The organism is Enterococcus sp. DIV0561, from assembly GCF_050539875.1.
Classification (GTDB): domain Bacteria; phylum Bacillota; class Bacilli; order Lactobacillales; family Enterococcaceae; genus Enterococcus; species Enterococcus faecalis.
Genome location: NZ_CP172927.1, coordinates 800,431 through 817,659, shown reverse-complemented (window position 1 = coordinate 817,659; position 17,229 = coordinate 800,431). Strand labels below are relative to the sequence as shown.

The window sequence follows — 17,229 nt, the reverse complement described above, 5'->3', positions numbered from 1 at the left end:
ACTTTTTTTATTTTTCCCAATATTTCTTCAACGCTTCTTTTTCTATTTTCTTAATGAACGCATCTTTGCCATCCATATATTTATCAATGCTATCGGGGTGTGCTTGGGCCAATTGCTTTTTTAATGTACCATAGGTTGTAGCAATTGCCGGATTTTCTCGTAAATAATTTCGAAAAGCAAGATGGCGCAAAATTTCTTGCGTATTGTCAAACTGATAAATATGCACATGATGTGTTCTTTTTATCGGGCCTTTTCGTAAATAACGACGTCCTGATAGCCCAAATTCCCCCATATATTCATAACCGATTCTTTCAAATTCCCCTTGTAACAGGTCTACTTTTTCAATTTCTTCAACAATGACCAAAAAATCAATAATTGGTTTGGCTGCTAAATTAGGCACAGATGTGCTACCGATATGTTCAACTTTAAGACAATTTTTCTTTAGAATCTGTTTCAACGCTTGGGCTTCTTCTTCAAACTGTTCCACCCAGGCTGGTTGGTATTCAGTAACGATTACCCGCATGATTTCTTCCCTCTTTTCTATATCCGTTTCATATGTAAAATAGGAAACGGATTTCCTTGAGGGTCTTCCTTTGATTCACCAATTACTTGAAACCCTTGAGATTGATAGAACTTCACAGCCCCTTCATTTTGTTTATTGGCATCAACAAAGACAATTGATTCTTGCTCTATTAACTTTTTGATAATTTCTCCACCATAGCCTTTACGAAAATAGACTGGGTCAATAAATAACATTTCCAACGTTTGTTGATTTGTTCCACTAAAGCCCACACATTTCTGTTCTTCATTTAACCACATACTTAATTGAACTTGTTGAAAATAATCAGGTAAAACTACTTCGATTTTATCAATATCTGCCTGACTCAAAAACAAATGGGTAGCTTCTACTGAAGAACGCCATAGAGAAATTAATTGAGGATAATCGTTTTTTTTTACTTCTTTTTGGTTCAGCATTTTTAATTCCTCCCTATCTAATAAACAAAGTATACCACATTTTGTCTCTCTCAATTCCATAAAAAATAGTCAAATCAACCGTGTTTTTTCTGTCGATTTGACTGTCTCTCTCTATTAACTCTGATGGCTAAACGAGTAAACTAAGCAAAGCCACGATGGCTAAACCGCCTTGTGTTAAAATAATTTTTTTATCACTAGTTAAGCTACCGTACGCCGCCACTAAAATAATATAAATCAATAAAAATTTTGTCATCTCCATCGTTGCTTGCGCAAAATAGACACTATAAATAAGTCCTGCACCGATTAGTCCATTATAGATTCCTTGATTTTTAAACAATGTAGTGACTGATTTTCTTTGTAACTCTTGCTTATCCATTTTAAAAACACGGCTTGTTGTCTCAGATGTTGGTACAATCGTTTCTAAATACATAATGTAGAAAAATTCTACCGCCACCAAGGTTACTAAAATTGTTGAAATTAATGTCATCTGCTCCCTCCTCCCATTCCTTTGAACGAAGTAATTTTATGTAATTTTTGCTATGATGTAAATAGATATGCCTAGCCTTAACGAAAGGAAGAAACCTATGACTTTTCAAGAAACTATTAGCGCCTATATCCAAGAACGTTATCAGATAACGCCCGATTTTCCTTTTAAAAAACACCCAGACTATCTCGTCTTTCGTCATCCTAGAAATGCGAAATGGTTTGCTTTAATTATGCCACTGGATGCACAACTGCTCGGCGCTACCGAGAATAAGCAGCTCACTATTTTAACCGTTAAACTTGCGCCTGAATTGATTACCTTATTAAAGAACCAACCTGGCTATTTTCCTGCCTATCATATGAACAAAGAACATTGGTTAAGTCTTTCTGAAGAAATTCCGCTCTCACAAGTTTTTTCATTTATAGATGAAAGTTACCAACGGAGTTATTAAAAAAACACCCTACTCAAGGAGTAGGGTGTGAAAGATTATTTAAGCTTATTTGCTTAAAGCGTCTTTTGCTTGTTCAGCTAACGCTGTAAATGCTGCTGCATCGTTAACGGCTAAGTCAGCTAACATTTTGCGGTTGATATCAATCTCTGCCAATTTCAAACCGTGCATTAATTTAGAATAGCTTAAGCCATTCATACGAGCTGCCGCGTTGATACGTGCAATCCATAATTTACGGAAGTCACGTTTCTTTTGACGACGGTCTCTGAATGCATAGTAATAAGAGTTCATTACTTGTTCTTTTGCTGATTTAAATAAAGTATGTTTTGATCCGTAGTAGCCTTTCGCTAACTTAAGGACTTTTTTACGACGTTTACGGGTTACTGTTCCACCTTTAACACGTGCCATGTTGAATTCCTCCTAATATCTTGTTTCTCTTGACGGTAATCTAAAAGTCACCGAGTTGTTTTATTTCATTCTTGCTAATTGTTGGCGGATACGTTTGTAATCGCCTTTTGCAACCATGCTTGCTTTACGCAATTGACGGCGTTGTTTTTTAGTTTTACCGTGGAAACGGTGAGATGTAAAGGCACGGCCACGTTTTAAGCCGCCTCCACCAGTACGTTTTACACGTTTTGCTAATCCGCGGTGTGTTTTTTGTTTTGGCATGACTAATTTTCCTCCTCAAAATCTTTGCTTCAAGTGAAAGACTCTAACAGTCACAACTGTCGAATATCCTTCTTGTAGAAATTACCAAAAGTCCGAATGCTCGGTCTCTTCGTTTACTTGTCGTTTTTCGGTGCCAGCGTTAGAAACATGCTGCGTCCGTCCATTTTCGCTTTTTGTTCCACTGTGGCGATGTCCGCAGTTTCTTCAGCTAAGCGAACAAGAACTTTCTGACCAATCTCTTTATGGGTAATGGCACGGCCTTTGAAACGGATAGAAGCTTTCACTTTGTCTCCTTTTTCTAAGAACTTACGCGCATTACGAAGTTTTGTATTGAAGTCATTTACGTCAATTGTTGGACTTAAACGAACTTCTTTGACGTTGATCACTTTTTGTTTCTTGCGAGCTTCACGCTCTTTCTTTTGTTGTTCGAAACGGAATTTTCCATAATCCATAATTCGCGCAACTGGTGGTTTCGCTCCTGGCGCTACAAGTACTAAATCCAAGTTTGCAGATTCAGCGATTTGTAATGCTTCTGCTTTGGTTTTTACACCTAATTGTTCACCATCTTGTCCGATCAAACGTAACTCGCGTGCACGAATGCCGTCGTTAACCATCATATCCTTTGCTATGGTCATTCACCTCCAAAATTTTTAAGAGAAAATCCTAACGGAAGTCTGCTTTGTTTGCTAAATGCAATAAAAAAACAGGTTCCTATCCAGAACCCGCCAACAGTCTGCCTTACTTAAAAAAATAAGGAATACTTTATCTAGCCCAGCGATATACTCAACTAAGGCGAGAAGCGGGTGCTTCTGCTTTCATTTCTCAACTTCACTAGTTTACCTTAGTTTATCCTAGTTGTCAATATATTTCCTCAAAAAAAACGAATCTAGCATTAGATTCGTTTGAACTCGTATTTTGATTATTAATAATTAGTGGACTGTCCCAATATGACTTCCTAGAAACAAATGGTTCAACACATGGTGTGCATTTTCTATCCCCTAGGCGATCCCTGTAGTCCCTACAGTTCTTCTATTTATAAGGTTTCTCGTTTAGACAAGCCACGTTCTAAGATTTTTTGGCTTCTAAGATACTCTGAATTTTCTGTACTTTCAGAAAAAGACAACTCTGTTTCGATCTCCTCTGACTCAATACAAATGAGTTCTTTGCCATACCATTGTGCTTTATACAACAGTTTAGCTAAAAATAAAGACCAAGCCAATTCCGAACGATCATGTTTTGGCGGCCGCTCATTACTGTGATGGGCTTTTTCAATACAAATAACATCGTAACTTGAAACCAATTCCGTTGTAATTTTGTTTAAAATATCCGTTCGTTGGTTGGCTATTTTTTCGCGAATTTTTGCGACTTTTATTTTTTGTTTTTGATAATTTTTTGCTTGCGAAAGATCGACACCTTTTTCTAAAGCAATCATTTTACGCTTGTTTAATTTTCGTTCTTCTTGACGTAGTTTTTGCTTTAAATGCTTTGAACAATAGCTTTTTTCGAAGCTTTCACCATTCGAAAGCAGCGCAAATTTTTCCCTACTGCTACAAATTCCCACCATTTTTTGTTGCTTTGTTTTCGTTTCAACCGGCGCTTCACACAAAATGGAAACATAATAATTGTGACTCGCACTCATAGAAATAGTTACAGATTTTATCTCCCCCAGTGGTTGGCGGTGTACCTTCATTTTAATTAAAGATTTCAATTTAGGTACTTTCAAATAACGATTATCCAAAATTTTGACCGTGCCATGTTGATTGTTCGTAGTGTAGGAATGCACCGTTTCTTTCTTTTTCTTTTTTGGAAAGCCCATCCCTTTTTCCCGATAAAAATTTTTAAAGGCTCGATCCAAATAAACTTGTGCATTTGCCAAGGCTAAACTATCAACTTCTCTGAGGACAGGGTATTGTTTCTTATATTTAGCTGGCGTTGGCATTTTAAACGTTTGTTGAGGATTTTTTCGCATCTCTTTGTAGATATCAATCCGGTCTTGTAACATTAAATTATACACCAAGCGAACACAAGAAAATGTTTTTTGAATAAACTCTTCTTGTTTTGAGGTTGGATAAAGTCTGTATTTATAAGCTTTCAGAGCCTTCATCTCATAACCACCCTACCAAGATAGTTAGAAAAGAAGCTGGTTATAAACCAGCTTTTCTTTTCTTCTCTTCAATTTTTTCACGGTACATTGCAACTTCGTCTTCAGCACAATAAACATAGTGTCCATTGAGAATTTCACGGAGCTCACGATCTTTCCCATCTGCCGCTGCAGGCTGGTAAACGATCCGTTTACGTGTGCGTTCATAGTCTGGATCTGGTAATGGAATCGCAGAAAGCAAACTTTCTGTATAAGGATGAACGCCAAAATTATAGACATCATCACTTGTGCCCATTTCCAATAATTTCCCACTGTGCATTACGCCAATTCGGTCACTGATATGTTTTACCATCGATAAGTCATGTGCGATAAACAAGTAAGTTAAGCCTTGTTCTTTTTGTAAATCTTGTAATAAGTTTACTACTTGGGCTTGAATCGACACATCCAAAGCCGAAATCGGCTCATCACAGATAATGAAACGTGGATTAACCGCTAAAGCACGAGCAATCCCGATCCGTTGACGTTGCCCACCAGAAAACTCATGAGGATAACGCGTACTGTGACTTGGATTTAAGCCCACCGTTTTTAAAAGTTCATTGACTTTTTCTTCCCGCTCTTTTGGTGTTTTAGCTAATCCATTGACATCGATTCCTTCAGCAATAATATCATTGACTTTCATTCTTGGATTCAATGAAGCATATGGATCTTGGAAGATCATTTGAACATCGCGGCGGAATGCTTGCATGTCCGCTTTTGATTTAATTTTGCTAATGTCTTTTCCATCGAAAAGAATTTCACCAGCAGTTGGATCATATAAACGAATGACACTGCGACCAGTTGTTGATTTTCCACTTCCTGATTCGCCAACTAATCCAAAGGTTTCGCCTTCATAAATATGAAAACTAATGTCATCAATGGCTTTTACTTCGTCTTTACGACCAACATTGAAATACTGTTTCAAACCAGTGACTTCTAATAGGACTTTTTTCTCTTCTGCCATTAATTACTACCTCCTGGATTTTTTTGACGCTCTGCATAAATTGCCCAACGACGAACAATCTCTGCTGGAGGCGTAACTTTTGGTGCTTGTGGTGCTAATAACCACGTTGCTGCTTTGTGGGTTGGTGATACTTCAAAATAAGGTGGTTCTTTTTCTGTATCAATTTTTAAAGCAAACTCATTCCGTGGATAGAAGGCATCTCCAGTTGGTGGATCTAATAAATCTGGAGGTGAACCTGGAATCGCATAAAGTTTGTCTTCTGTTCCTTCCATCGTTGGCATTGACCCTAAAAGTCCCCAAGTATATGGATGTTGTGGATTATAGAAAATTTCTTCTGCTGTTCCCACTTCAACCAGACGTCCACCGTACATGACAGCGACACGGTCAGCCACGTTTGCTACTACCCCTAAATCATGGGTAATGAAAATAATCGAAGTGCTAATTTTTTCTTGTAAATCTTTTAATAACTCTAAAATTTGTGCTTGGATGGTTACATCCAACGCTGTAGTTGGTTCATCTGCAATTAGAACTTCGGGATAACAAATTAAAGCAATTGCAATGACAATCCGTTGACGTTGCCCACCAGAAAATTGGTGTGGATAGTTTTTCAAACGTTTTTCAGCATTAGGAATGCCGACTAATTTTAGTAATTCTAATGCTTGCGCTAAGCCTTCTTTTTTTGAGACTTTATTATGTTTGATTAATGATTCCGCCACTTGTTTGCCAATTGGCATCGTTGGGTCTAATGAAGTCATCGGATCTTGGAAAATCATTGCGATTTCTTTACCACGAATGGCTTGCATTTGTTTTTCTGTTTTATGAACAATATCTTGCCCTTTAAACAAAATTTCCCCGTTATCAATATTGGCATTACTGCTCAACAAACGCATAATACTGCGAGTTGTTACAGATTTACCACTCCCTGATTCACCTACGATGGCTAACGTTTCACCTTTATAAAGATCAAAACTCACACCACGAATGGCGTTGACTTTACCTGCAAATGTATCAAAGGAGATTCTTAAGTCTTTAACTTCTAATACTTTTTCCATAGTCATTCACCACTCTTACTCTTTCATCTTAGGATCAAATGCGTCACGTAACCCATCAGCTAACAAGTTGAAACAAATCATGATAACTGAAAGTGTTGCCGCTGGAATCCACATTAAATATGGAAGGAAACGGAAAGTTTTGTATCCTTCGTTTAACAAGGTTCCTAAAGATGCGGTTGGTGGACGTAAGCCTAACCCAATAAAACTTAGGAACGCTTCAAAGAAAATTGCCGATGGGATACTGAACATCATTTGGACAATAATGACACTTGAGATATTCGGTAAAATATGTTTAATAGCAATTTTCCAACGAGATTCGCCCAATGTTTCTGCTGCCATGACAAACTCTTGGTCTTTTAGTTTCATGGTCTGGGCTCGCACAATCCTGGCCATTGATATCCAGTTTGTAATAACCATGGCTAAAACAATCGAAACAATCCCTGGATCAAAGACTGTTAGCATCAAGATCATAACAACTAAGTTAGGAATACCAGAAAGAACTTCTAAAATACGTTGCATTACTGTATCGACACGACCGCCGACTAACCCGGAAATCAGTCCATACGTTACCCCAATCGTAATATCTAGAATTGCCGCGATAAACGCAATTAATAAGGAAATACGTGTTCCCATAAATAAACGACTTAGGACATCACGACCTAAACCATCTGTTCCTAGATAAAAGTTTACGTTATCTGGAACGTTTGCTTGTGCATATTTATCAACTAATTGACCAGCAACTGTTGTTTTACCATTTAAACCATTCACGCTTTCCAAGCCAGGAATTCGTGGTGGTAAGTTAATGTAAGAAACATTTTGTTTCGTTGGGTTATGTGGTGAAACCCAAATGGTAATAATAGAGATAAAGATAATAACTGCTAAGAAACTCATTGAGATAACTGCAGCTTTATTCTTTTTCAAACGACGCCATGAGTCTTGTAAGAAACTTAAAGACGGTGTGGCAATACGCTCTCTTTCTTTTAGAGTTGAAGTGTTTAGAGGCTGAAACTCATCTGCCGGAATATCTTTAATCGCTTGTGGTAGATTATTTTTATTGACTGTTTCCATTAGCCTTTTGCACCTCCTGATACGCGAATTCTTGGATCAATTAAACCATAAAGTAAGTCAACAATCAGAATTACAACAACTAACATTGTTGAATACAAAATAGTTACTGCCATAATTGTTGGATAGTCGTTTGTCATAATTGATTTTACAAACTGTTCCCCAATTCCAGGGATGGCAAAAATATTTTCTACTACTAAAGAACCTGTCATTAAACCAACGGCTAAAGGTCCTAATAAGGTAATCAATGGAATTAAACTGTTTCTTAACCCGTGGCGGAATGCAACTTGCCAGCGACTCAAGCCTTTTGCTTTGGCTAATTCGACATAATCACTATGCAAGACCTCTACCATCTCGGTTCGAATAAACCTAGCCGAATCGGCCATTGGACTCATTGCCAAGGCAATAGTTGGTAAAATTGTGTAGGCAAAACCATTCCACATAGCAATTGGTAAGATTCTTAATTTCATTGCAAAAATGTATTGTAATAATACCGCGAAAACAAAGTTTGGAATAGAACGACCTAAAATGGCTAACAATGTTGCCAACGTATCTACCCAAGTATTTTGACGCATCGCTGCGATAATCCCCAATAAAATACCGACTAACGTACCAAAGATAATCGCTTGTCCTCCCAGTTGAAGGGACGGCCCAATTCGACCAGCTAATAACTTAGCAACAGGTTGGTTTTTAAATTGGAATGAAATACCAAAGTCTCCTGTTACCAGGTTCTTTAAGTAAATTCCGTATTGAACAATCACTGGTTTATCTAAGCCAGATTGTTTATTCAACATAGCGATTGTTTCTGGACTAAGTTTTTCTTGGTTGGTATAAGGCGTACCTGGTAATAATTGCATTAAGAAAAACGTAATCGTTGCGATTAACCACAAAGTGATAATCATGAAAAAGATCCGTTTAAGAAAATATTTTCCAAAACTATTCAATAATGACACCTCCGAGATTTTTTTGACTTCCTCAGTTATTTTCGTTAAAGTAATGACTAGATAGACCACAATAATAGATAGGGTGAACACATGAAAACTTTTAAATGGCCAATTATTACAGCCGTTATTTCCAGTATCGGCATTTTTCTTTACTTATTAATAAGTAAAGAACCTATCACTACCTCCTCATTATCAGATACCTTCTTTATCGTTTCGCTTTTCTTTTTAATTATCGGCATTGCTTTATGGATTATGTCCTCTGGCTTTTTCGATAACTTTCAGCGCTCAATGAAAAACGCGTTTCGTTTTAAAAAGAAAAATGAACCGAAAGAGTTTATCCCGCTTTCAGTCATTGGCGATGCACATCGCTCTTTCTGGCTAAAAACTGGGGGCATCTTACTGATTCTGTCTTTAGGCTTTCTACTATTTTACTTGGTCTAAGACAAGATAGCAAGAGGACCGTTGCCTTTTATTCCATGGCAAAGGTCCTTTTTTGTTTGCTATCGATCTTTTGTCAGGTTATTCTGAAATGTATGCCCATTTGTAGTCATACGTTGCGCCAGCAGGATGAACTGCGACATCTTTGACTTTTTCAGCACGTAAATGCGCTTCTGATTTTTGGAATAATGGTACCACACCCATGTCTCCCATAATCGTTTTCTCTGCATTTAACATATCATCCCAACGTTTTTCAGGATCTGTCGCATCTGCACTACTTGCAGCTTTCACGAACTTGTCAAACTCTGGATTGTTATAACGTCCACGGTTATATGAGTTATCTGAAGCAAATAAGTCTAAGAAACTACTTGGATCAGCATAGTCAGCACTCCAACCACCGATTACTGCATCAAAGTCGCCTTTGTTTGAACGATCTAAACGAACAGAGAATGGAACCGGACTAACCGTTACCTTCACACCATCTAAAGCATCTTGAATTGACCCTTGAACAAATTCAACTGTTTTCTTAGAAGAATCTGCATCTGAAGAAAGAATATCCATTGTTAAGGTTGAAATCCCCAATTCTTTTTTCGCTTTTTCCCAGTATTCTTTAGCTTTTTTCGTATCATATTCAATTTGACTACCTGCTTCTTTAGCAAAGTCTTTGCCGCCACTTGGGTCTTTTGCCATATCTGCTGGTACTAAACCGTTTGGCTCGATAGAACCATCCCCTAAGATTGATTCAACTAACGCTTTACGGTCGATTGAGTAAGAAATGGCTTTACGTAAGTTCGCATTTCTAAATGGTGATTTTTCATCACGTTGATTTAGTTCCATATATTGTGTTGATGCTTCTTTTTGACTAACAAAAGCTGGGTCATTGGCCATTTGTTGGGCTAATTCACCAGAAAGAACGACATCGTCTGTTTGTCCATCTTGGAACAAGTTCAACGCGGTTGGTGATTCTTTCACGACATTCACATCTACTGAGTCCAGTTTCACTGTGTCTTTATCCCAATATTGATCGTTTTTCTTGAATGACCATTTTGTATCTGTACCAGGACCATCAAAGCCGTCTAAGACGAATGGACCATTGTAGACAGCACTTTCGCTGTTTGATGCATAATTTTTACCATATTTTTCCACAATATCTTGACGTTGTGGGAAGAACGATGGAAAAGCTAATAAGTAATCAAAGTATGGTGTTGCTTTTTCTAAAGTGATTTCTAATTCTGTATCACTGACTGCTTTAATTCCTAATTCTGATTTATCTTTTTCCCCTTTAGCAATGGCATCGCCATTTTTTACAGAGGCATACAGATAAGCATATTCAGAAGCTGTCGCTGGATCAACTGTTCGTTGCCATCCATAAACATAGTCATTCGCAGTCACTGGTTTACCGTCTGACCATTTTGCATCTTTATTTAATTTAATTTTGTATGTTAGTCCATCTTCAGAAACTTCTGCTTTTTCCGCTGCACCTGCAGGTTGGACTTTGTTATCTTTGTCTAAACGATAAATTCCTTCATATACATTATTTAATGCAATAAAACTAATTCTGTCTGTTGCTAGTGATAAATCAGCTGTTGGCATTTCTTGTTGTTCTGTGACACGTAAAACTTGTTCGCCACTTGCCTTACCGCCACCAGACGCACTTGAGCTATCTGACGTTCCGCCGCCTCCACAAGCCGCTAAAGTTGTTACGCTAAATAATGTAATCACACCGAATGTTAATGACTTTTTCAATTTCATAGTGTTGCCTCCTAAAATAATACAATCTGTATTTTCTGAAAAATCAGAATTTAATAATTATTTATTGCTATGGAATATATCTTACATTTTTCATATTAAAATTGCAAGTCAAAATGTTAACTTTTTTTAATTTTTCTTCTCTTCCTATCAGAAACCACTCTTTTTCTTCCTGTCTTTTATTGCAATTCTTTTGTCAGTTTTCTAAACATTATGGTAAATTAGGAAGTAAAGGAGTGACAAAATATGAAAAATTCTACGTTTTTAAAGGATTTGTTTGCTATTGATAAAGCAAATGACGAATTATTTCGGTTAGTTGGTGTCGCAATTTGTATGGCAATTCCATTATTAATTGGTTATTTTTCCAATAATTTACTCATTGGGACCTTTGGCTCGATGGGCATTTATACGTTTATTTATTATCAGCCGCTTCCTTTGCCTCAATTATTGCGCAGACTGAATATTGTTGGCTTTTTTATTGTTCTGGGCAACAGCTTAGGAATGCTAAGTCACCATGTACCTTGGTTGATTCCTATTACAATTGCCATCGTCGCTTTTTTTGCACGCTTACTTTTTAGATTGTATGGCATTGAGAAGCCTGGTGCTTTGTTAGTTATCATGTCAACCGCAATGGGAACAAGCAACAATTTTCCTTTACATAAGATTCCCATCATGGCCAGTTTTGTTCTTTTAGGAGTAGTGACCGGCATTATCATGGGCATTGTGCTTCATTTCATCGACAAGCGCCCCTACGTTTTTCAAAAACGGATGTCTCTTCAAGAACGACTTTATATTGATCCCGCTTCTTTATTAGATGCTTTGCATTATGCGGCCATTTTATTTTTAGCGGCTTATTTAAGTCAATCGCTTCATTTAGTCAACGCTTATTGGATGACGTTTACTTGCGCAGCCATTTTACAAGGGGAAAATTTACATTCTGTGATGCAGCGAAATGTTCAACGGATTCTAGGTACGAGTCTTGGTTTGTTGCTTTCTGCAATTTTATTAATGATTCCCTTTACACCTTTACAAACAATCGGTATCATTAGTATTCTATATGCAGCTTTTGAAGGATTCATTAACAGAAACTATGCGATTGCCAGCTTTTTTATTACCCCGATGTCCTTATTATTATCAAATCTTGCACGACAGCAAGTCATTAGTAATCTTTTAAACTATCGATTAGTCGGGATTGTGTTAGGTAGTTTACTTGGTTTTGCCGGCGCTTATGTTTTCACAACTGCGCTACGTTTCTATAATCGGGCCTACTCAATTGATGAAACCTTTGAAAATCAACAAGAAGAAAGAGGCGTTTTATGAAAATAACTTATCCCTTGCCACCAAATCTACCAGAACAACTTCCTCTATTAACGAACTGTCAATTAGAAGATGAGGCAATCTTAGAAAGTCATTTGTATCAGCAGATTGATTTACCGAATCAAGAAGTTCGTAACTTAGTCTTTCGGGATGCTGTTTTCGATCATCTTTCATTAGCAAATGGCCAGTTTGCTTCTTTTGATTGTAGTAATGTTCGTTTTGAAGCTTGCGATTTTTCTAACGTCGAATGGCTGTCTGGCAGTTTTCATCGAGTGACTTTCCTTCGTTGCAATTTGACAGGAACGAATTTTGCAGATAGCTATTTAAAAGATTGTCTGTTTGAGGATTGCAAAGCCGATTATGCTTCTTTTCGTTTTGCAAATTTTAATCTTGTTCACTTTAATCAGACTCGTTTAGTCGAAAGTGAATTTTTCGAGGTCACCTGGAAGAAACTCCTTCTAGAAGCTTGCGATTTAACCGAAAGTAATTGGCTAAATACTTCTTTAAAAGGATTGGATTTTTCCCAAAACACCTTTGAACGCTTGACTTTCTCGCCAAACTATTTATCAGGTCTTAAAGTCACCCCTGAACAAGCCATTTATTTAGCAAGTGCCCTTGGTTTGGTGATTACCTAAGAAAATTTTAAAAAAATAGCCGAATAACTGGTTCTGTCGGTTCTTTCTTATTAAATTGTTATTAATTTTTTGGAAAAACCAACGGAACCATTTTACTTGTGCCTTATTTTTAGGTAAACTATCTTAGGTTAAGCAATCTCTTTTTTTGGAACAAGAGAAACTTTTGGAATCATTTCCTATAAATCATGAAGAGATTATGACAAACGTTCTTCTAATCCAAGAACGTCTTTTGTCCTATACTCGATTCTACTCAAAAGGAATGTCAGTGAATGAATATAAAAAAACAAGGCCTCGGTCAAGCGACGGGAAAAATCATTTTAATGGGAGAACACGCCGTTGTTTACGGCGAACCAGCAATCGCCTTTCCTTTTCAAGCGACAGAAATCACAGCCGTCTTTACCCCGGCAAAAACTATGCAGATTGATTGTGCATATTTTACAGGATTGCTTGAAGACGTGCCCCAAGAGCTAGCAAATATCAAGGAAGTTGTTCAGCAAACCTTACATTTTTTAAAGGAAGATACAGTTAAAGGCACTTTGACCTTAACAAGTACGATTCCCGCTGAACGAGGAATGGGTTCAAGCGCAGCAACCGCTGTGGCCATCGTTCGAAGCCTTTTTGATTATTTTGATTACGCTTATACATATCAAGAATTGTTTGAGCTTGTTTCTTTAAGTGAGAAAATTGCTCATGGCAATCCTAGTGGTATCGATGCCGCAGCAACAAGCGGCGCTGATCCATTATTTTTTACTAGAGGATTTCCGCCCACACATTTCTCGATGAATTTATCTAATGCCTACTTAGTAGTAGCTGATACGGGAATTAAAGGTCAAACACGTGAAGCCGTGAAAGACATTGCGCAGCTAGCTCAAAATAATCCCACCGCAATCGCTGAAACAATGAAACAATTAGGTTCTTTTACTAAAGAAGCAAAGCAAGCGATTTTACAAGATGATAAACAAAAATTAGGTCAGCTAATGACGTTAGCGCAAGAGCAACTCCAGCAATTATCCGTCAGCAACGATATGCTGGATCGACTAGTGGCTCTCTCTTTAGAACATGGCGCTCTAGGAGCAAAATTAACCGGCGGCGGTCGCGGTGGCTGTATGATTGCCTTAACAGATAATAAAAAGACCGCACAAACCATTGCACAGACTTTAGAAGAAAATGGAGCTGTTGCTACATGGATTCAATCATTAGAGGTGAAAAAGTAATGCTTTCAGGAAAAGCACGAGCGCATACAAATATTGCTCTGATTAAATATTGGGGAAAAGCCAATGAAGAATACATTTTACCAATGAATAGTAGTTTATCATTAACATTAGATGCCTTTTACACAGAAACAACTGTGACATTTGATGCCCATTATTCAGAAGATGTATTTATTTTAGATGGTATCTTGCAAAACGAAAAACAAACAAAAAAAGTCAAAGAATTTTTGAACCTTGTTCGTCAACAAGCCGATTGTACTTGGTTTGCAAAAGTAGAAAGTCAAAATTTTGTGCCTACTGCAGCTGGTTTGGCTTCTTCAGCGAGTGGTCTAGCTGCTTTAGCAGGGGCCTGTAACGTAGCCTTAGGATTAAATCTTTCAGCAAAAGACTTATCACGTTTAGCGCGACGTGGTTCAGGTTCTGCTTGTCGCAGCATTTTTGGTGGTTTTGCTCAATGGAACAAAGGCCACTCTGATGAAACTTCGTTTGCTGAAAATATTCCAGCCAATAATTGGGAAAACGAATTGGCCATGCTCTTTATCTTAATTAACGATGGCGAAAAAGATGTTTCCAGCCGTGATGGAATGAAACGAACAGTAGAAACTTCTAGCTTTTATCAAGGTTGGTTGGACAATGTGGAAAAAGATTTATCCCAAGTTCATGAAGCAATTAAAACAAAAGACTTCCCTCGTTTAGGAGAAATCATTGAAGCCAATGGGTTAAGGATGCATGGAACAACCTTAGGCGCTGTCCCGCCATTTACTTACTGGTCCCCAGGCAGCTTACAAGCGATGGCTTTAGTTCGCCAAGCACGGGCCAAAGGAATTCCTTGCTACTTTACAATGGATGCAGGTCCGAATGTCAAGGTCTTAGTCGAAAAGAAAAACTTAGAAGCATTAAAAACATTTTTAAGTGAACATTTTTCAAAAGAGCAGTTAGTCCCAGCTTTTGCTGGTCCCGGAATTGAATTGTTTGAAACGAAAGGAATGGATAAATAAGCATGATTGAAGTTACTACGCCAGGAAAGTTATTTATTGCAGGAGAATATGCCGTTGTTGAACCTGGCCACCCTGCCATTATCGTTGCTGTGGATCAATTCGTAACTGTAACTGTCGAAGAAACAACAGATGAAGGCAGTATTCAATCTGCACAATACAGCTCGTTACCTATTCGTTGGACACGCCGAAATGGTGAGCTTGTATTAGATATTCGCGAAAATCCTTTTCATTATGTTTTAGCGGCGATTCATCTAACTGAAAAATATGCGCAAGAGCAAAACAAAGAATTGTCATTTTATCATTTAAAAGTGACGAGTGAATTAGATAGTTCAAATGGACGAAAATATGGTCTTGGTTCAAGCGGTGCGGTAACCGTTGGAACTGTCAAAGCCTTGAATATTTTTTATGATTTAGGTTTGGAAAATGAGGAAATTTTCAAATTATCAGCATTAGCTCACTTAGCCGTTCAAGGAAATGGTTCCTGTGGAGATATCGCTGCCAGCTGTTACGGGGGCTGGATTGCCTTTTCAACCTTCGATCATGATTGGGTCAACCAAAAAGTAGCCACTGAAACATTAACTGATTTGTTAGCAATGGACTGGCCTGAATTAATGATTTTTCCGTTAAAAGTACCGAAACAACTACGTTTACTAATTGGTTGGACAGGTAGCCCTGCGTCCACTTCTGACTTAGTTGATCGAGTCCATCAATCAAAAGAAGAAAAACAAGCGGCTTATGAGCAGTTCTTAATGAAAAGTCGGCTTTGTGTCGAAACAATGATTAATGGCTTTAACACAGGAAAAATTTCTGTTATTCAAAAACAAATTACTAAAAATCGCCAATTGCTCGCCGAATTATCTTCACTAACTGGTGTGGTAATCGAAACAGAAGCCTTGAAAAATCTTTGTGATTTGGCTGAATCTTATACAGGAGCTGCGAAATCTTCTGGCGCTGGCGGGGGCGATTGTGGGATTGTAATTTTCCGCCAAAAATCTGGGATTTTACCATTAATGACTGCTTGGGAAAAAGACGGAATTACCCCACTGCCACTTCACGTCTATACCTATGGTCAAAAGGAGTGTAAGGAGAAGCATGAATCGAAAAGATGAACATCTATCATTAGCTAAAGCGTTCCACAAAGAAAAAAGTAATGACTTTGATCGTGTGCGTTTTGTTCACCAATCGTTTGCTGAATCCGCTGTTAACGAAGTGGATATTTCCACTTCGTTTCTTTCTTTTCAGCTTCCCCAACCTTTTTATGTCAATGCAATGACAGGTGGTAGTCAGCGTGCAAAAGAAATTAATCAGCAATTAGGCATTATTGCCAAAGAAACTGGCCTTTTAGTTGCGACAGGATCTGTCTCGGCAGCGTTAAAAGATGCTAGTTTAGCGGATACGTATCAAATTATGCGAAAAGAAAACCCAGATGGACTCATTTTTGCCAATATTGGTGCAGGTTTGGGTGTGGAAGAAGCAAAGCGAGCGCTTGATTTATTTCAAGCGAATGCCTTACAAATCCATGTAAATGTGCCCCAAGAATTGGTCATGCCTGAAGGAGATCGTGATTTCACTAATTGGCTAACCAAGATTGAAGCTATCGTACAGGCCGTTGAAGTGCCTGTCATTGTCAAAGAGGTTGGCTTTGGCATGAGCCAAGAAACCTTAGAAAAACTCACCTCTATCGGCGTTCAAGCAGCGGATGTGAGCGGCCAAGGCGGAACGAGTTTTACACAAATTGAAAATGCCCGGCGGAAAAAACGCGAACTTTCTTTCTTAGATGATTGGGGGCAATCAACGGTTATCTCTCTTCTGGAATCACAAAATTGGCAAAAGAAACTAACTATTCTCGGCTCTGGCGGTGTGCGTAACTCTCTTGATATTGTCAAAGGACTCGCTTTAGGTGCCAAAAGCATGGGAGTTGCTGGGACTATCTTAGCTTCCCTTATGAGTAAAAATGGTTTAGAAAATACCTTAGCCCTTGTACAGCAATGGCAAGAAGAAGTGAAAATGCTTTATACTCTTTTAGGAAAAAAGACGACAGAAGAATTGACGAGTACCGCACTTATCCTCGATCCAGTTTTAGTTAATTGGTGTCATAACCGTGGTATCGACAGCACTGTTTTCGCAAAACGTTAAAGAGACC

General features: G+C 38.0%; 20 protein-coding genes and 1 other annotated feature. Of the genes, 8 read left to right on the top strand and 12 right to left on the bottom strand.

Annotation, left to right across the window (positions count from 1 at the left end):
* Positions 1-7 precede the first annotated feature (7 nt).
* From IGM13_RS03965 to IGM13_RS03955, 3 genes are all read right to left on the bottom strand, one after another.
* Entirely contained in the window at positions 8-523 is a 516-nt protein-coding gene (locus tag IGM13_RS03965) for a GrpB family protein (RefSeq protein ID WP_048945250.1), read from the bottom strand.
* Positions 524-540: 17 nt separating this feature from the next.
* A complete protein-coding gene (locus IGM13_RS03960) occupies positions 541-1,035 on the bottom strand; it encodes a GNAT family N-acetyltransferase (RefSeq protein WP_002383352.1) in 495 nt (164 codons plus the stop codon).
* A gap of 67 nt (positions 1,036-1,102) precedes the next feature.
* Positions 1,103-1,462: a DUF1304 domain-containing protein gene (locus IGM13_RS03955; RefSeq protein ID WP_002370721.1), complete on the bottom strand. Its 360-nt coding sequence runs from the start codon at positions 1,460-1,462 to the stop codon at positions 1,103-1,105.
* A 67-nt stretch (positions 1,463-1,529) separates the two neighbouring features.
* Between IGM13_RS03955 and IGM13_RS03950 the strand changes: the two genes are divergently transcribed.
* The gene (locus tag IGM13_RS03950) at positions 1,530-1,910 is read left to right on the top strand and encodes an MmcQ/YjbR family DNA-binding protein (protein WP_002419367.1); all 381 of its coding nucleotides are present in this window, start codon (positions 1,530-1,532) and stop codon (positions 1,908-1,910) included.
* Between the two features lie 45 nt (positions 1,911-1,955).
* On the opposite strand, the gene rplT is transcribed toward IGM13_RS03950, so the two are convergent.
* The 8 genes from rplT to opp1B all read right to left on the bottom strand — a co-directional run bounded on the left by rplT (position 1,956) and on the right by opp1B (position 8,738).
* The gene (gene rplT / locus IGM13_RS03945) at positions 1,956-2,315 is read right to left on the bottom strand and encodes a 50S ribosomal protein L20 (protein ID WP_002355799.1); all 360 of its coding nucleotides are present in this window, start codon (positions 2,313-2,315) and stop codon (positions 1,956-1,958) included.
* 60 nt (positions 2,316-2,375) lie between these two features.
* On the bottom strand, positions 2,376-2,576 hold the full coding sequence (rpmI, locus tag IGM13_RS03940; RefSeq protein WP_002355798.1) for a 50S ribosomal protein L35: 201 nt from the start codon (positions 2,574-2,576) through the stop codon (positions 2,376-2,378).
* A gap of 113 nt (positions 2,577-2,689) precedes the next feature.
* The gene (gene infC / locus IGM13_RS03935; RefSeq protein WP_086269743.1) at positions 2,690-3,211 is read right to left on the bottom strand and encodes a translation initiation factor IF-3; all 522 of its coding nucleotides are present in this window, start codon (positions 3,209-3,211) and stop codon (positions 2,690-2,692) included.
* Positions 3,212-3,265: 54 nt separating this feature from the next.
* Positions 3,266-3,397 (bottom strand) — a sequence feature (ribosomal protein L20 leader region).
* Between the two features lie 212 nt (positions 3,398-3,609).
* On the bottom strand, positions 3,610-4,680 hold the full coding sequence (locus IGM13_RS03930; RefSeq protein ID WP_002413564.1) for an RNA-guided endonuclease TnpB family protein: 1,071 nt from the start codon (positions 4,678-4,680) through the stop codon (positions 3,610-3,612).
* 40 nt (positions 4,681-4,720) lie between these two features.
* Entirely contained in the window at positions 4,721-5,677 is a 957-nt protein-coding gene (gene opp1F, locus IGM13_RS03925) for an oligopeptide ABC transporter ATP-binding protein Opp1F (RefSeq protein WP_002355795.1), read from the bottom strand.
* Positions 5,677-6,735 carry an oligopeptide ABC transporter ATP-binding protein Opp1D gene (gene opp1D, locus IGM13_RS03920; protein ID WP_002355794.1) on the bottom strand — a complete coding sequence of 353 codons (1,059 nt, stop codon included), beginning with the start codon at positions 6,733-6,735 and terminating at the stop codon, positions 5,677-5,679. The genes opp1F and opp1D overlap by 1 nt, the downstream gene beginning before the upstream one ends.
* Positions 6,736-6,744: 9 nt before the next feature.
* Positions 6,745-7,797, bottom strand: coding sequence for an oligopeptide ABC transporter permease Opp1C (gene opp1C, locus IGM13_RS03915; RefSeq protein ID WP_002355787.1), 1,053 nt, complete (start codon positions 7,795-7,797; stop codon positions 6,745-6,747).
* Complete coding sequence (gene opp1B / locus IGM13_RS03910; RefSeq protein ID WP_002381304.1) at positions 7,797-8,738, bottom strand: oligopeptide ABC transporter permease Opp1B; 942 nt, start codon at positions 8,736-8,738, stop codon at positions 7,797-7,799. Before opp1B ends, opp1C begins: the two co-directional genes overlap by 1 nt.
* A gap of 90 nt (positions 8,739-8,828) precedes the next feature.
* Here opp1B and IGM13_RS03905 point away from each other — a divergent pair, with 90 nt between their 5' ends.
* Positions 8,829-9,179, top strand: a complete 351-nt coding sequence (locus IGM13_RS03905; protein WP_002355784.1) for a DUF3899 domain-containing protein — start codon at positions 8,829-8,831, stop codon at positions 9,177-9,179.
* 78 nt (positions 9,180-9,257) lie between these two features.
* Here IGM13_RS03905 and opp1A read toward each other — a convergent pair whose 3' ends face one another.
* The gene (gene opp1A, locus IGM13_RS03900) at positions 9,258-10,928 is read right to left on the bottom strand and encodes an oligopeptide ABC transporter substrate-binding protein Opp1A (protein ID WP_002381303.1); all 1,671 of its coding nucleotides are present in this window, start codon (positions 10,926-10,928) and stop codon (positions 9,258-9,260) included.
* A 243-nt stretch (positions 10,929-11,171) separates the two neighbouring features.
* Here opp1A and IGM13_RS03895 point away from each other — a divergent pair, with 243 nt between their 5' ends.
* The 6 genes from IGM13_RS03895 to fni all read left to right on the top strand — a co-directional run bounded on the left by IGM13_RS03895 (position 11,172) and on the right by fni (position 17,222).
* On the top strand, positions 11,172-12,245 hold the full coding sequence (locus IGM13_RS03895) for an FUSC family protein (RefSeq protein ID WP_002383344.1): 1,074 nt from the start codon (positions 11,172-11,174) through the stop codon (positions 12,243-12,245).
* Complete coding sequence (locus IGM13_RS03890; RefSeq protein ID WP_002383343.1) at positions 12,242-12,877, top strand: pentapeptide repeat-containing protein; 636 nt, start codon at positions 12,242-12,244, stop codon at positions 12,875-12,877. The genes IGM13_RS03895 and IGM13_RS03890 overlap by 4 nt, the downstream gene beginning before the upstream one ends.
* A 269-nt stretch (positions 12,878-13,146) precedes the next feature.
* Complete coding sequence (gene mvk, locus IGM13_RS03885) at positions 13,147-14,091, top strand: mevalonate kinase (protein ID WP_002383342.1); 945 nt, start codon at positions 13,147-13,149, stop codon at positions 14,089-14,091.
* The gene (gene mvaD / locus IGM13_RS03880) at positions 14,091-15,086 is read left to right on the top strand and encodes a diphosphomevalonate decarboxylase (RefSeq protein WP_002355778.1); all 996 of its coding nucleotides are present in this window, start codon (positions 14,091-14,093) and stop codon (positions 15,084-15,086) included. Before mvk ends, mvaD begins: the two co-directional genes overlap by 1 nt.
* A 2-nt stretch (positions 15,087-15,088) precedes the next feature.
* Positions 15,089-16,195, top strand: a complete 1,107-nt coding sequence (locus IGM13_RS03875) for a phosphomevalonate kinase (RefSeq protein ID WP_002355777.1) — start codon at positions 15,089-15,091, stop codon at positions 16,193-16,195.
* Positions 16,179-17,222: a type 2 isopentenyl-diphosphate Delta-isomerase gene (fni, locus tag IGM13_RS03870; RefSeq protein WP_002381302.1), complete on the top strand. Its 1,044-nt coding sequence runs from the start codon at positions 16,179-16,181 to the stop codon at positions 17,220-17,222. The genes IGM13_RS03875 and fni overlap by 17 nt, the downstream gene beginning before the upstream one ends.
* The last annotated feature ends 7 nt before the right edge of the window (positions 17,223-17,229 follow it).

Excerpts from the sequence above, each read along its gene's own strand:
- IGM13_RS03965 (WP_048945250.1), bottom strand. The coding sequence starts at position 523 with ATGCGGGTAATCGTTACTGAATACCAACCAGCCTGGGTGGAACAGTTT.
- IGM13_RS03960 (WP_002383352.1), bottom strand. The coding sequence starts at position 1,035 with ATGGAATTGAGAGAGACAAAATGTGGTATACTTTGTTTATTAGATAGG.
- IGM13_RS03955 (WP_002370721.1), bottom strand. The coding sequence starts at position 1,462 with ATGACATTAATTTCAACAATTTTAGTAACCTTGGTGGCGGTAGAATTT.
- IGM13_RS03950 (WP_002419367.1), top strand. The coding sequence starts at position 1,530 with ATGCCTAGCCTTAACGAAAGGAAGAAACCTATGACTTTTCAAGAAACT.
- rplT (WP_002355799.1), bottom strand. The coding sequence starts at position 2,315 with ATGGCACGTGTTAAAGGTGGAACAGTAACCCGTAAACGTCGTAAAAAA.
- rpmI (WP_002355798.1), bottom strand. The coding sequence starts at position 2,576 with ATGCCAAAACAAAAAACACACCGCGGATTAGCAAAACGTGTAAAACGT.
- infC (WP_086269743.1), bottom strand. The coding sequence starts at position 3,211 with ATGACCATAGCAAAGGATATGATGGTTAACGACGGCATTCGTGCACGC.
- IGM13_RS03930 (WP_002413564.1), bottom strand. The coding sequence starts at position 4,680 with ATGAAGGCTCTGAAAGCTTATAAATACAGACTTTATCCAACCTCAAAA.
- opp1F (WP_002355795.1), bottom strand. The coding sequence starts at position 5,677 with ATGGCAGAAGAGAAAAAAGTCCTATTAGAAGTCACTGGTTTGAAACAG.
- opp1D (WP_002355794.1), bottom strand. The coding sequence starts at position 6,735 with ATGACTATGGAAAAAGTATTAGAAGTTAAAGACTTAAGAATCTCCTTT.
- opp1C (WP_002355787.1), bottom strand. The coding sequence starts at position 7,797 with ATGGAAACAGTCAATAAAAATAATCTACCACAAGCGATTAAAGATATT.
- IGM13_RS03905 (WP_002355784.1), top strand. The coding sequence starts at position 8,829 with ATGAAAACTTTTAAATGGCCAATTATTACAGCCGTTATTTCCAGTATC.
- opp1A (WP_002381303.1), bottom strand. The coding sequence starts at position 10,928 with ATGAAATTGAAAAAGTCATTAACATTCGGTGTGATTACATTATTTAGC.
- IGM13_RS03895 (WP_002383344.1), top strand. The coding sequence starts at position 11,172 with ATGAAAAATTCTACGTTTTTAAAGGATTTGTTTGCTATTGATAAAGCA.
- IGM13_RS03890 (WP_002383343.1), top strand. The coding sequence starts at position 12,242 with ATGAAAATAACTTATCCCTTGCCACCAAATCTACCAGAACAACTTCCT.
- mvk (WP_002383342.1), top strand. The coding sequence starts at position 13,147 with ATGAATATAAAAAAACAAGGCCTCGGTCAAGCGACGGGAAAAATCATT.
- mvaD (WP_002355778.1), top strand. The coding sequence starts at position 14,091 with ATGCTTTCAGGAAAAGCACGAGCGCATACAAATATTGCTCTGATTAAA.
- IGM13_RS03875 (WP_002355777.1), top strand. The coding sequence starts at position 15,089 with ATGATTGAAGTTACTACGCCAGGAAAGTTATTTATTGCAGGAGAATAT.
- fni (WP_002381302.1), top strand. The coding sequence starts at position 16,179 with ATGAATCGAAAAGATGAACATCTATCATTAGCTAAAGCGTTCCACAAA.